At 49.5% G+C, this 15115-nt stretch carries 10 protein-coding genes, 1 tRNA gene and 1 pseudogene; all 12 read right to left on the bottom strand.

The annotated features are described in order from the left end of the window. Positions 1–72: 72 nt before the first annotated feature. Complete coding sequence (locus ACO0LB_RS18505) at positions 73–510, bottom strand: EamA family transporter (RefSeq protein WP_423051787.1); 438 nt, start codon at positions 508–510, stop codon at positions 73–75. A gap of 327 nt (positions 511–837) precedes the next feature. Next, positions 838–2214 carry a tRNA 5-hydroxyuridine modification protein YegQ gene (yegQ, locus tag ACO0LB_RS18500; protein WP_423051786.1) on the bottom strand — a complete coding sequence of 459 codons (1377 nt, stop codon included), beginning with the start codon at positions 2212–2214 and terminating at the stop codon, positions 838–840. Between the two features lie 242 nt (positions 2215–2456). Then, on the bottom strand, positions 2457–3332 hold the full coding sequence (locus ACO0LB_RS18495; protein ID WP_423051784.1) for a DMT family transporter: 876 nt from the start codon (positions 3330–3332) through the stop codon (positions 2457–2459). Between the two features lie 166 nt (positions 3333–3498). Next, positions 3499–5334, bottom strand: coding sequence for a translational GTPase TypA (typA, locus tag ACO0LB_RS18490; protein WP_423051782.1), 1836 nt, complete (start codon positions 5332–5334; stop codon positions 3499–3501). Positions 5335–5576: 242 nt separating this feature from the next. Then, a complete protein-coding gene (gene truB / locus ACO0LB_RS18485) occupies positions 5577–6512 on the bottom strand; it encodes a tRNA pseudouridine(55) synthase TruB (protein WP_423051780.1) in 936 nt (311 codons plus the stop codon). A gap of 35 nt (positions 6513–6547) precedes the next feature. Continuing rightward, positions 6548–6937: a 30S ribosome-binding factor RbfA gene (rbfA, locus tag ACO0LB_RS18480; RefSeq protein WP_423051778.1), complete on the bottom strand. Its 390-nt coding sequence runs from the start codon at positions 6935–6937 to the stop codon at positions 6548–6550. 69 nt (positions 6938–7006) lie between these two features. Further along, positions 7007–9916, bottom strand: a complete 2910-nt coding sequence (gene infB / locus ACO0LB_RS18475; protein ID WP_423051776.1) for a translation initiation factor IF-2 — start codon at positions 9914–9916, stop codon at positions 7007–7009. A 47-nt stretch (positions 9917–9963) separates the two neighbouring features. Then, the gene (gene nusA / locus ACO0LB_RS18470; protein ID WP_423051774.1) at positions 9964–11523 is read right to left on the bottom strand and encodes a transcription termination factor NusA; all 1560 of its coding nucleotides are present in this window, start codon (positions 11521–11523) and stop codon (positions 9964–9966) included. Next, positions 11520–12005 carry a ribosome maturation factor RimP gene (gene rimP / locus ACO0LB_RS18465; RefSeq protein WP_423051772.1) on the bottom strand — a complete coding sequence of 162 codons (486 nt, stop codon included), beginning with the start codon at positions 12003–12005 and terminating at the stop codon, positions 11520–11522. The genes nusA and rimP overlap by 4 nt, the downstream gene beginning before the upstream one ends. Positions 12006–12217: 212 nt before the next feature. Next, positions 12218–13831 carry a pseudouridine synthase gene (locus tag ACO0LB_RS18460; protein ID WP_423051770.1) on the bottom strand — a complete coding sequence of 538 codons (1614 nt, stop codon included), beginning with the start codon at positions 13829–13831 and terminating at the stop codon, positions 12218–12220. A 313-nt stretch (positions 13832–14144) separates the two neighbouring features. Beyond that, positions 14145–14676: pseudogene (gene scpB, locus ACO0LB_RS18455) on the bottom strand (SMC-Scp complex subunit ScpB); the annotation flags it as partial. 292 nt (positions 14677–14968) lie between these two features. Continuing rightward, positions 14969–15045: transfer RNA gene (locus tag ACO0LB_RS18450), tRNA-Met, on the bottom strand. Positions 15046–15115: the final 70 nt, after the last annotated feature.

The following is a 15115-nucleotide window of genomic DNA, read 5'->3' as shown; positions in this document are numbered from 1 at the left end:
ACAGACAACGTTCAGCGGCACATCCGATCAGTACGGAATCAGCTCGCCATAATCCATACCGCCCGATATTCGTCAACGTTTGAACGCCAGTAACAAGACGCCTCCGGCAACCATGGCGATACCTGACCATTCTCGCAGCGACGGCCGCTCATCCAGAAAAATCACAGCAAAAATCACTACCAGCACCAGACTGAACTTATCAATCGGCGCGACCTGCGAGGCGGGGCCTGATTGTAGTGCGCGGAAATAACAAACCCACGAAGCACCCGTTGCCAAGCCAGACAAACCAAGAAACAACCACGTACGCGAGGACAATTGCCGTGGATCGGACCATTTACCCGCATACCAGACGAATACGGACAACACGACCATAATAATTGCGGTACGGATCAAGGTCGCTAAGTCAGAGTCAACACCCTGAATTCCGATTTTAGCGAAAATCGCCGTCATCGCAGCGAATACCGCCGACAACACCGCCCAGATCAACCAATGAGAGTGAGCAAACATCATGACCTTTATGGAAGATAGAGCGGCCAATTATGCGCCCTATTTTTGCAAGCTATTTTGCACTCTATTATTCGCACCCTGCCTTCTATACCATGGCGGAGTAGCGGCAGGCGAGCTACACACCGTCACAGAAGAATATCTTCTACCTGCCTGCCAAAGGCTAAAAAGGCATCAAAAAATACTCCCCCATGTATATAAAAACACACCTGTATTTATCAAGTCTACAAGCTGATTTCATTAAAAATAGAGGGGAGTATCTTAAAAATACACCTACACCGGCGTAAAAAAAGCGACTTTAGCCGCTTTTTCAGTTGGTACGACGTAACGGCATTACAGCATTTTTGCCAGCAAGGCCTTCTCATATTTTGCGTCCAGCGGAATGCGTACTTTATGTCCAGCACCGCCGATGATGTTGAGCGACTGATTGTCGGTGTTACGCATTTCACCCAGCGTCACAATTTCATTTCCGTTAGGAGAAATAATTTCGATCTGGTCACCAACGGCAAAACGGTTTTTGACTTCCACTTCCGCCCAGCCATCGGCTACGTTCAGCACCTGACCAACATACTGGCTACGGTGTGCCTGCGACACGCCTTCCATGTAGTTCTGATGATCCTGCGTGTGATGACGCTGATAGAAACCGTCGGTATAACCGCGATTTGCCAGGCCATTGAGTTCGCCCAGCAATTGCGGGTTAAACGGACGACCGGCCACCGCATCATCAATCGCGCGACGATACACTTGTGCTGTGCGCGCCACGTAATACAGCGACTTGGTACGGCCTTCGACTTTCAATGAATCGACCCCGATTTTCGCCAGACGCTCAACGTGTTCAACGGCGCGCAAGTCTTTCGAATTCATGATGTAAGTACCGTGTTCATCTTCGAGTATCGGCATGAATTGACCGGGTTTGGTCGATTCTTCAATCAGGTAAGGACGGTCGGCCAGCGGGTGGCGCGGCATGTCACCCATCGCTGAAAACGATTGATTTGCTTCTTCCAACGCCTTGTTGAAGTCGAACTTAATCGTCTCCACCGGAATACGCTGCAAGTCGCCGGTTTCGTTTTCAGAAGCGTTTTCGACTTTATAATCCCAGCGGCAAGAATTAGTACAAGTACCTTGATTCGGATCGCGGTGATTGAAATAGCCAGACAATAAGCAGCGACCGGAATAGGCGATACACAAAGCGCCGTGAACGAACACTTCCAGCTCCATGTCCGGGCATTCCTGACGAATTTCTTCGACTTCATCGAGCGATAATTCACGTGACAGAATCACCCGGGTCAGCCCCATTTTTTTCCAGAATTTCACGTCGGCCCAGTTCACCGCATTCGCCTGCACCGACAGATGCACCGGCACTTCCGGCCATTTTTCGCGCACCATCATGATCAGACCGGGATCGGCCATAATCAGCGCATCCGGTTTCATGGCGATCACCGGCTCCATGTCGCGCAAATAGGTTTTGAGCTTGGAGTTATGCGGGAAAATATTGCTGGCAACAAAAAACAGCTTGCCGCGTGCATGCGCACCATCTATCCCTTGCTGCAATACGTCAAGGGTTGAAAATTCGTTATTTCTTGCTCGCAGACTATAACGCGGCTGACCAGCGTAAACAGCATCCGCACCGAAATCGAACGCAGCATGCATTTTTTCCAGCGATCCGGCAGGTAACAGAAGCTCAGGGGCGCGAAGGGACGAAGTACTCATGGCAAGGCAATCTATAAATAAGACTGACAAAAAAATTACCCCAGCGACACTTCAGCTCCTCGTCGTACCATTCGTACCGTCGTCGCCATGCTTCGCTGAAACAATGCTGCATCAGTCCAGATAATGAAAAATGTTCGCGATTCTATAATTTTTTCGTTAAACCCGCAAATCTTTAAGGTCTTTTCCTGCGCCAAATCAAGCCGATTTTTTCCGACTGAAATACATTACGCACAAAATACGTTTCAACTCTTTTTCGCAGAACTTAATTCGTTGAATATTAAAGAAATTAATACGATCGAACCGCCAATAATCGTTGCCATTGCAGGCACCTCGCCCGCTCCCAGCCAAGCCCACACCGGTGCCAGCAACACCTCCAACAAAGACAATAAGGCAATCTCCGGCGCACTCAGACTGGCCGATGCTTTGACCAGCATGGAACATGGCAGGCCCAACTGGAAAAAGCCTAGTATGGCCAGTATGGCGATGTCGTGCCAGGACGCCTGAAACGGAAATGCAAACGGCAGCATTGCCAATGCAGAAATAGCACCGCCAACAAACACTGCCGGAATCAGATCAACCGCATGAGCGCGCTTCTTCAGCACGATGGTATTGACTGACGACGCAATGGGAACACCCAAACCAATCAGCATCCCCATCAATCCCCGACTATCAACGGCTGACAGACTGCCTGCAAACATCCAGCCCATGCCCAGCGCCGCTGCTGCAATCGCCCACCAGGTACGTGCGGCAATCCGCTCACGCAATACCAACCAGGCGAGAAAGGCAGTAAATAAAGGTGCCAGACTTTCCATGATCGAGGTATTGGCCACGGTGGTCATGGTCAGCGAAATCATGAAGCAGCTATACATGGTCGCCCACATACAGCCCGATACAAACCCCAGTCGCCCAAGCAAGCGCAAGCGCGGCACAAAGGCGCGCCCATACTCCTTGATCATCACGCCAGCGACGAATACCGCAGCAAAAAAACTGCGCCAGAAGGTTACTTCAAAACCACGTGCGCTCTCCAGATGGCGCGTGAATACACCAGCAATACTCCATAAACTGGCGGCGCAAATCATCAATAAAACGGCATGGCGGTGACTTAAGGTAGTTGGCATAGGTAATTTGTTCTCACTGAGTTTTTCACACTTTCAAGAAAATTCAGTGATGATTTTTTGAGAGATAACATTCCGGGGAAATAAAAAACCCGCTTCACTCCCGCCGGATGGCAAGAACAAAACGGGTTGATTTTCATGCGCCGCAGCGCATGAGTCATTCGAGAAATTACGCTTCGCGGGAAGCTTTTTTACGCTCGTGTTCTTTCAGGAAACGCTTGCGCAAACGAATACTCTTCGGTGTTACTTCAACCAGTTCGTCGTCTTCAATAAACTCAACCGCATATTCCAGAGACATTTGAATTGGTGGTACCAGACGCACCGCCTCATCCGTACCGGAGGAACGAACGTTGGTCAGCTGTTTACCTTTGATCGGGTTAACAACGAGGTCATTGTCACGGGAATGGATACCAATGATCATGCCTTCATACACTGGGTCGTTATGGCTAACGAACATACGGCCGCGATCTTGCAGTTTCCAGATCGCGTAAGCAACAGCAGCGCCGTCATCCTGAGAAATCAATACACCATTGCGACGACCAGCCATTTCACCTTTGGTGTTATCCACTGGTGCGTACTCATCAAACACGTGACTCATCAAACCTGTACCACGTGTCAATGTCATGAATTCGCCCTGGAAGCCGATCAGGCCACGTGCTGGAATACGGTATTCCAAACGCACACGACCTTTACCGTCCGGTTCCATGTTTTGCAGATCGCCACGACGACGACCTAATTCTTCCATGACGCCGCCCTGGTTGGCTTCTTCAACGTCAACAGTCAGATTTTCGTATGGTTCATGACGTACGCCATCCACCATTTTGAATACGACGCGTGGGCGGGATACCGCCAACTCGAAGCCTTCACGACGCATGTTTTCGATCAGGATAGTCAGATGCAACTCACCGCGACCAGAAACTTCGTACGTGGAATCATCACCTTCAGCCTGCACAACGCGCAACGCCATGTTCGATTTCAATTCCTTTTCCAGACGATCGCGGATCTGACGTGTTGTCACGAATTTACCTTCGCGACCGGCCAGTGGTGAGCTGTTGACCATGAAGTTCATCGTCAATGTCGGCTCATCAATCTTCAGCATAGGCAAGCCTTCAGGCGCATCCGGCGCGCAGATGGTGGAGCCGATACCGATTTCTTCAATACCATTGATCAGTACGATATCGCCAGCCAGCGCTTCATCAACCAATACACGATCCAGACCTTTGAAAGTCAGTACCTGATTGATGCGTGCCTTGGTTGGTTTATCTTCCGGACCATTCATCCAGACGACATCTTGCAAGGCTTTTACTTTACCGCGCAGGATACGGCCAACGCCGATCTTACCAACGTAAGAAGAATATTCCAGAGACGTGATTTGCAATTGCAACGGGCCATTAGGATCATCTTCACGCGCAGGAACGTGTTTCAGGATCGCATCAAACAATGGCTCCATGTTACCGTCGCGCACTGTGTCTTCCAGACCTGCATAACCTTTGAAACCGGATGCGTAGACAATCGGGAAATCCAGTTGTTCATCCGTTGCGCCGAGCTTGTCGAACAATTCGAAAGTCGCGTTAACGGCTTTTTGTGGATCAGCGTTTTCACGGTCGATCTTGTTCACAACAACGATAGGTTTCAGACCCAGCGCGAGTGCTTTACGTGTCACAAAACGCGTTTGTGGCATTGGACCTTCTTGTGCGTCCACCAGCAACAATACACTGTCAACCATGGACAATACACGTTCCACTTCACCACCAAAGTCAGCATGGCCCGGGGTATCAACGATGTTGATGTGCGTACCTTTGTATTCCACCGCGCAGTTCTTGGACAGAATCGTGATACCACGTTCTTTTTCGATATCATTCGAATCCATCACGCGGGAATCGACCTGTTGGTTGTCGCGGAAAGTACCGGACTGACGCAATAATTGGTCAACCAGTGTGGTTTTGCCGTGATCGACGTGAGCGATAATGGCGATGTTACGAATAGCGCGTTTTGTAGTGGACATGGTAACGTTCATTTGGGGTAAATCGGATAACCGACGATTATAACATGCTGCAACGCAAAAGAAGAAAACTCCTATTATTTCAAGGAGTTGCTACAAAGCGATGACAACAGAAATGAAGATGAGTACTTCAGGCATCCATGATGCTCGCCGCACAAAATCATCCAATCATTTCCTTGTGCGGATCAATATTATTTTTGCAGATTGTCCTGCTGATTATTTTGCTGATTGTGTTTCGGATTCACTCATGGATTTTGCGTATTGATCAACCGCTCCGGCGCCAGAATACTGAATTCCTGCAGTTGCGCTGAACCCAGTAATTGACCATCCGTATCGCGGTAAACACGAACTCTTCCCGCGACCGGCGGCAAGTTAACGGGCTCGTGACTCAATGCCAGCCGCTGCCCATGCAGGAAACGCCTGGATAATTCTTCATTCAACTGTACCGCCGAAAAACTAGACAGCAATGCATCAACCGGATCAAGCAAAGCCAGTCGCTGTTCTTCAGGCAAAGTCTCCAACGAAGTCAGCGTAATGGACTTCTCCAACACCAGATGACCGACCTGGATACGACGCAATTCTTTCAGATGAGCGCCACATCCCAGTACAGCACCGATATCCTCGCCCAATACACGGATATAAGTCCCTTTGCTGCACTTCACTTTCAGGCTGAGCAATGGCGCATCATAGGCGAGAAATTCCAACTCATGGATCACCACATTGCGCGCTTCGCGCTCCAGTGTGACGCCAGCCCGCGCATACTCATACAAAGGTTTACCATCGCGTTTGAGTGCTGAATACATAGGCGGCACCTGCGCAATCGGCCCTGTGAATTGTTTCAACACCTGCCGTATCTGCGCTTCAGTGACATTGACACTTTTCGTCTCAAGCACATCACCTTCAGTATCACCCGTCGTGGTAGTAACACCAAGATGCACGACGGTCGTATACGTTTTATCCGCTTCCAGCAAATCCTGAGAAAATTTGGTTGCCTCACCAAAACACAAAGGCAGCAAGCCTGTCGCGAATGGATCCAGCGTACCAGTGTGACCTGCTTTCATTGCATTGAGAAAGCGCTTTACTTTAATTAAAGCATCATTGCTGGAAAATCCAACCGGTTTATCCAATAACAGCACCCCGTGCACGGGGACACGGGGACGCTTTTTAATCTGAGTTGTCATAAGCCTGGAAAACCGGATCGCACTCCGGTCAAAGATCAGTTTTCGCCGTCGTCTTTGGCGCGAGTGGCATTTGCTTCGTCGATCAATTTCGACATCGCCATGCCACGCATGGTTGAAGTGTCATGAATAAAATGCAGTTGCGGCAACGTATGTATATGTAAGCGCAACCCCAGTTGAGCGCGCAAAAAACCAGCTGCTCTGGTCAGCGCATCACTCGTCGCCTTGATTGCCACAAGATCATCCGCCAATGTTGTGAAATAGACTTTTGCGTGTGCGTAATCAGGCGTCAACTGCACTTCAGTCAACGTAATCATACCTACACGAGGGTCTTTGAGTTCAGACCAAATGATTTCTGCCAGATCTTTTTGTATCTGATCTGCGACCCGCAAACCACGACCCGGAATATTTTTACTATGTTTTGCCATAATTTCTTTTTTACGCCATCCATCTACGCCATAAAGCAAGAACCCCGGAGCAAGTCCGGGGCTGATTTATCAGAGCGTACGTGCTATTTCTTGTACTTCGAATATTTCCAGATTATCACCAACCTGAATGTCGTTATAACCTTTCAGAGATAAACCGCACTCCATACCGGCACGAACTTCCTTCGCATCGTCTTTATAACGTTTCAACGAATCCAGTTCACCTGTCCAGGTCACCACATTATTACGAAGCAAACGAACTGAAGAAGTGCGTTTGACCACGCCATCAGTTACCAGACAGCCTGCAATAGCGCCGACTTTGCTGACCAGGAATACCTGTTTAACCTCAACCATACCAATGATCTGCTCGCGCTTCTCTGGAGCCAGCATGCCTGATAACGCTGCTTTAACTTCATCAACCGCATCATAAATGATGTTGTAGTAACGAATATCAACGCCGTTTGACTCTGCCAACTTACGTGAAGATGCATCCGCACGCGTATTGAAGCCGATAATCACAGCCTTGGAGGCAACAGCCAAATTGACGTCATTCTCAGAAATACCACCGACGGCTGCATGTACCACCTGAACACGTACTTCGTTGGTAGACAATTTTTGCAACGATTGCACCAATGCCTCTTGCGAACCCTGAACGTCTGTCTTAACGATGATAGGTAAGTTTTTAACTTCACCCTCACCCATGTTTTCAAACATGTTTTCGAGTTTAGCGGCTTGTTGCTTGGCCAGCTTCACATCACGGAATTTACCCTGACGGAACAAAGCAATTTCACGCGCTTTACGTTCATCTGCCATGACCATGACTTCTTCACCAGCAGAAGGCACCTCTGTCAGACCTTGAATTTCAACCGGAATGGATGGGCCAGCTTCAGTGATGTTTGCACCGTTTTCATCCAACATCGCACGAACACGACCATAGGATGAACCAGCCAGCACTACGTCACCGCGCTTCAATGTACCCGACTGCACCAGAATCGTTGCTACCGTACCGCGACCTTTGTCCAGACGCGCTTCCACGACCAAACCTTTTGCAGGCGCATCGATAGGTGCACGCAACTCCAGAATTTCGGCTTGCAGCAATACGTTTTCCAGCAAAGAGTCGATACCCTGACCTGTTTTCGCAGACACCTGAACAAATGGCGAATCGCCGCCGTATTCTTCAGGAACAACACTTTCTGCAACCAATTCCTGAGTAACGCGATCAGCATTACCGCCCGGTTTATCAATTTTATTGATCGCAACAACCAGAGGAACACCCGCAGCCTTCGCATGCGCAATTGCCTCTTTGGTTTGCGGCATAACACCATCATCAGCAGCCACGACCAGGATAACAATATCCGTCGCCTTTGCACCACGAGCACGCATTGCCGTAAAGGCTTCATGACCCGGAGTATCTAGGAACGTAATCATGCCGCGTGGCGTTTCTACGTGGTAAGCACCGATGTGCTGGGTAATACCACCCGCTTCACCGGAAGCCACTTTGGCGCGACGAATATAATCCAGCAACGAAGTTTTACCATGATCAACGTGACCCATGACTGTAACGACAGGAGCACGCGGGAAAGATTCATAGTCAGCGTGTTCTGCTGTATCTGTCAGCAATGCTTCTGGATCGTCGAGTTTGGCGGCAAATGCTTTATGCCCCATCTCTTCAACCAGAATCATGGCTGTTTCCTGATCCAGCACCTGATTGATCGTGCACATCTGACCCAATTTCATCAAATGCTTGATCACTTCCGAAGCCTTCACTGACATTTTGTGCGCTAATTCAGCAACAGTCAGTGTTTCAGGAACGTACACGTCTTTCACAATCGCTTCTACAGGCACCTGGAAGTTAGATTCGCGATCATCCTGATGATGATTACGACGCCCCTTAGGACCGCCCTTCCATCCATCGCGACCACCGGATGTGTCACCGCGAGTTTTCAGACCACCGCTACGTTTTTTGGCGGCATCTTCTTGCCATGTAGAAGATACGTTAGCGGATTTAATCGCCTTCTTATCGCCTGCAACTGGCTTCTTATCGTCTTTTTTCTCTGCTGTTGCTGCTGTAGCCGGCTTTTTATCACCAACTTTTTTATCGGCAGGCTTGTGCAGCGTACCTTCAGCAACTTTAGGAGCCGGCGCTGGCTCAGGAGCCTTCACTGGGCGACGCGCCGCGTTCATCATTTCTTTAATTTGCGCGACTTCATCAGCAACAGCTTTTCTTGCTTTTTCTGTTGCCGCAGCGCGATCTGCTGCATCCTTGGCTTCCTGGGCAGCTTTTTTCTTTGCTTCCTCTGCAGCCAAGCGCTTTTTCTCCTCATCCGAAGCGGATGGCGCAACGGCAGCCGGGGCAACTGGCGCAGCTACTGGTGCCGCCGCAGTTGCAGGTTTGCTTTCAGCAGCTTTTGCAGCAATCGCTGCTGCAGCTGCCTGTTCAGCCTTAATGCGCTCAGCCTCAGCTTTTGCAGCCTCTGCCAATTCAGCATCACGCTGTGCCTTTGCTTTTGCCTGAGCTTCTTTTTCAGCTTCAAGCTTTGCCAGATGCTCTTGTTTTTCGCGCAATTCCGCCTCCTGACGAGCAATCAGCTCCGCCTCCTGACGAGCCGCTTCTTCTTGAGCTGCGATTTCTTCAGGATCGTTTGACTGTGCTATCGAAGCATCATCTGCAGGAGCATCATCACGCTTCACGAAAGTCCGTTTTTTTCGCACTTCAACCTGAATGGTACGAGATTTACCAGTCGCATCCGCCTGCTTGATCTCGGTTGTTTCCTTGCGAGTCAAGGTAATCTTTTTCTTTTCTGTATCCGCAGAAGAACCGTGGGAACGACGTAAATGTTCCAACAGTCGGTCTTTGTCTTCTTTGGTCAGTGAATCAGATGTCGATTGTTTGTCGACGCCTGCAGCACGCAATTGCGTGAGCAGCAAATCCGCTGACATTTTCAGCTCGGTGGCAAATTGGGCAACGTTGTTACTCGCCATTCAGTCCTCTTTTTCTATGTGCGCGTTATGAATATGAAACCCGTGAATTACTTAGCTTCTACGAGTTTCCAGGCGGTAGCTAACAAAGCCTTGGCCTGATCATCATATTTAGCGTCGATGAGTTTCATCTCATCATCGGTCACATCTTCAAATGCATCTTTAATTAATTGGCGGGAACGGTCGGCAGACAATCCCAAAATTGCGCCAAACTCGTCGTAAGCCAAACCAGCAAATGCAGCCAGTGTCTTGATACCAGCCAAGCCGAGTTTGCCAGCAGTTACGCGGGTCATCCCTTCGAGGTTGAGTAGCTCATCTTCCATGCCTTCCAAACCTTCTTCAGAAGCAATTGCTTCTGTTAGCAAGGCGTCGCGCGCACGGTTACGCAATTCGTTGACGGTATCTTCGTCAAACGCTTCAATTTCCAACATTTCGCTGATAGGCACGTAAGCGATTTCTTCCAGGCTGGAGAAGCCTTCATCCACCAGAATATCTGCCACCTCCTGATCAACATCGAGTTTTTCGATGAACAGGGCGCGAATACCTGCGGTTTCCTGCTCTGCTTTATTAGCAGACTCTTCCGCCGTCATGATGTTGATTTGCCAGCCTGTTAATTCAGCAGCAAGACGGACATTTTGTCCGCTGCGGCCAATAGCAATCGCCAAGTTTTCTTCATCTACAACAACATCCATGCCATGCTTTTCTTCATCAACCATAATCGAAGAAACATTCGCCGGAGCCAGAGCACCAATGACAAACTGAGCAGGATCTTCTGACCACAAAACAATATCAACGCGCTCACCACCGAGTTCGCCTGTCACTGCCTGCACGCGGGAGCCGCGCATACCAACGCATGTACCGATAGGATCGATGCGCTTATCTGCTGTGTATACTGCGATTTTTGCGCGAACACCTGGATCACGCGCCGCAGACTTAATTACCAGCGAACCCTGTTCAATCTCAGGCACCTCCAGTTCAAACAGCTTCATAATGAATTCTGGCGCCGTGCGGGACAAGATCACCTGAGGGCCACGCGCATTGCGATCAATACGCAAAATGTAGGCACGAACACGATCACCAACACGCAGATTTTCTTTTGGAATCATCTGATCGCGCGGCAAACGAGCCTCAATCTTGCCAGACTCGACCACTGCTTCACCACGTTCCATACGCTTAATGGTGCCAGTAACCAGAGAGTCACCACGCTCAAGGAAGTCAGCCAGAATCTGTTCACGCTCAGCATCACGAATGCGCTGCAACACAACTTGCTTGGTGTCTTGTGCAAAACGGCGACCAAAATCAACTGATTCTATTTCTTCTTCGATGTAATCACCGATCTGGATATCAGCATCATCCTCAACCGCTTCGAAATGCAGAATTTCCTGATCCGGCAATTGCAAGCCCGCCTCATCAGGAACAACGTGCCAGCGGCGGAAAGAACGGAACTCACCGGTATCGCGGTCGATTTCTACGCGAATATCAACTTCACCCGGAAAACGTTTTTTTGTCGCCTGCGCCAAAGCATGCTCCAACGCTCCGAAAACGACTTCTTCATCGACGTTTTTCTCACGCGCCAGCACATCCACCAATAACAACAAATCACGACTCATGCTTTGCGACTCCTAAAATCCACTTGCGGCACCAGGCGTGCCTTATCCACATCGGCGAGCGTAAACTCCAGCATGGCCGACCCATCTTTTACTTCAAATTCCAGCTTCAGATTTTCGCCTTCAGGCTCATGCAAAACCCCTTCAAAGGTTTTACGATTTGGCGTTCCCGCCATAGGCATACGAAGTTTAACAGTGACTTTTTCACCGACAAAACGCTGATAATCAGACATTTTTTTGAGCGGACGGTCTAACCCGGGAGAAGAAACTTCCAGGCGGTTGTAATTTACATTTTCAACCATCAACACATGGGAAAGCTGATGACTGACCTTCTCACAATCTTCGACCGTAATATTGCCTTTCTCAACTTCATCAGGCAAAAAATCAATATAAATCCTGAACAAGCCGCGTTCAGCCTGCTCAAAATCAACCAGATCGTAACCTGTACCGTTGACGGTTTTTTCTATCAATTCCAACAAAACCAAACTATTCTCCGAAAAACACTTGCCAAAGTCTGCCGCAAACAAAGTTACCAAACACAAAACCAAAAAAAAATGGGCAACTGCCCATCTTTTTCGTAGTGACTAAGCTTACAACCTACCGAATGCAAAATCTACTAACTACCAGATTATAAACGATTATTTACCCTGTCGCAATGGAAAACAGGGCAAATCAAATCAGAATCCAACGCCAAGAATCAAGCGCCGCGAGTGCGTCGGCGCGCTGCAATACCCTGACCAATTGCCTGCCCGCTTCCACGCACCGTCCCGCCCCGACGCTGCTGCCCCGCCTCAGGAAACCCAAGAGCAGTTTGCAAAGGATCGGGCTGACGGCTACGCTTCTTCACTCCGCCAGCTGAATTCGCTCCCAAACCACTCGCAGCCTTATTGCCATTGACATTGCCGCGCGCACCAGAATACTCTCCACGACCACTCGACATAGGAAAATTTGGTTGCTTTTGCGTGAAAGGACTGATCGCCGATGGTTTACTACCAAATGGCTTACCAGTTCTCGCGGGCGCCTTGTCCGCCGCTGTTTTTTCAAGGCCACTCAGCTTCAACAAACTACGAACCGCATCCTCTTCCAACTCCTCCCAACGACCACGCTTCAGATTAGCTGGCAATGTCATTGCGCCGTAACGAGTACGAATCAGACGCGATACCGTCAGCCCGACCGATTCAAACATACGACGCACCTCACGATTGCGTCCCTCACCAATGATGACGCGATACCATTTATTCACCCCCTCACCGCCGCCATCAGCGATTTTGGAGAACTGCGCCAGACCATCTTCCAACTCAACGCCGGCCAACAAACGCTGACGCATTCCCTCCTCCAACTCACCAAGAGTACGAACCGCGTATTCACGCTCAATACCATAACGAGGATGCATCAAACGATTCGCCAAGTCACCGGAAGTTGTAAACAACAACAACCCTTCAGTGTTGTAATCCAAGCGACCAACCGCAAGCCACTTGCCGACCTTCATTGTCGGCAAACTATCAAATACGGATGTACGACCTTCAGGATCATTTGTACTGACAATTTCACCAGCAGGCTTATGGTAAATCAGCACGCGCGGAGGTTTTTTACTAATCTTGCGCAAAATTGGCTTACCATTAATACGCACCTGATCCGTTGGCAAAATACGCTGACCAATATGCGCAGGCTCACCATTCACCGAAACACGTCCAGCCACAATCAAATCTTCCATATCACGACGAGAACCCAGCCCCGCCTCAGCCAACACTTTATGCAACTTCGGCGCATCATCGTCAGCAGTTAAATCGCGACGGACAACCTTCGCATTACGACCTTTACCCCCCTTTGATTTATCATCATCCAAAGCATGGACATCAAACGCTTCAGATGTTACAAAAGAAAACACATCATCAGGATTGGAATTACCAGCCACACCACCATGAGGATGGCGCCCGCCGGCTTTTGACTGTGGAATACGCTTCCCTGGGCCTCGCGCATTGCCAGTTCCCGCAGGGCGATTCGCACCTGTAGCACGAGGATTCGCTGCATCCGTTCCCGTGCGCGGCTTTCGCTGCCCCCTGGCATTCGCCGAGCCTGGCACTGCCGCTTGCACTGATGACTCACCGCCATCCACAGTAGAAAACTCAGTGACCGGAGCAACATCAGTCACAACAATCTGCTCAACACCTTCCTGCTTTGGTCGCGACCGACGCATATTACGAGGGCCACGCACACCGCGCTTAGTCGGCTTACCTTCACCAGCCGCCACCGAGTCTACCCCACCAGGGTTTTGATCAGCTTTTACATCTTCAGGATTCATTGGATTCATTCTTTTAGTTCTGATGGAGGCAACTGATGAAATTCAGTGCCCGGCTCATTGTCGGGCCGAGAATATTCATCACCCCGATTATCTAATTCAACAATATTGGCAATACCATCACCAACATCGCTCGTCTCTATTACTTGATTATTTTCAGCATCGATTTACGGCAACAACGCCACACCCACCTCAACAACATTGACAGTTGCCAATGCGATTTCAGCGATTTCAGCACCCCCAGGATTGACCACACCATCCCCGACACCGAACATTTCCGCGCTCAGAAGCTCAACACCAGAAGAAGCAGGCTCGGCCACATCCCGAGTCACTTGCTGCAACGGCGGCAGCTGATCCAGCGAAGCCAGACCAAGATCACTCAAAAACTGCTTAGTAGTCGCAAACAACGATGGCCGACCCGGCACATCCCGATGTCCGATAGACTCAATCCACCCGCGATCTTCCAAGGTTTTCACCATCTGCGAGGATACCGTTACACCACGAATTTCTTCAATATCCCCACGAGTAACGGGTTGACGATAAGCAATGATAGCTAACGTCTCTAATGTTGCCCGGGAATATTTCGGCGGCTTTTCAGGATTAAGCCTGTCAATGTAAGCGCGCATACTTGGCCTGCTCTGAAACCGCCAGCCAGTCGCCAACCCAACCAACTCAATCCCCTTATCAGACCAATCATGACGCAACTCCTCGAGCATGCCCTTGATCGTATCAGCACCAACCACATCCCCCTGATCATCAGATTCCTGAAACAGTTTTTTCATCGAATGAACGGTCAGCGGCTCATGCGCGCACAACAAGGCTGTTTCAAGGACTTGCTTTGCCTCAGCAGTATTCATGCAAATAAGTTTTGGTTACGCGGGTTCAATGGGTGTCACACAGCGGAAAAACCGGATAATTCGGCAGACTCAATCCACAATGGGTATGTATTTAATTTATTGCCAGCCGATTTGGCTGCAACACCCGCCATGCGGGCAGATCAGGGAATTTCGCGGCCGAGATTTACTCTCAATGCCCAACCCGTCAAATCAGTAGATACGAGATTGTAGTCCAGTTTTTACGTGACAATCAAAAATAAAATTGCCAAATAATGAAAAAGCCACGCTGATACGTGGCTTTTTCAGTTGAAACTGGTTGCGGGGGCAGGATTTGAACCTACGACCTTCGGGTTATGAGCCCGACGAGCTGCCAGACTGCTCCACCCCGCGTCTGAAGAAGTAAACTATACATGTTTTTGCTGCTCTGCGCAATTCTTTTATCCAGAAAGACTGAAAACCT

This window comes from Undibacterium sp. SXout7W, assembly GCF_049339385.1.
Lineage (GTDB): Bacteria > Pseudomonadota > Gammaproteobacteria > Burkholderiales > Burkholderiaceae_D > Undibacterium.
This window is presented reverse-complemented; position numbering and strand designations above follow the sequence as displayed.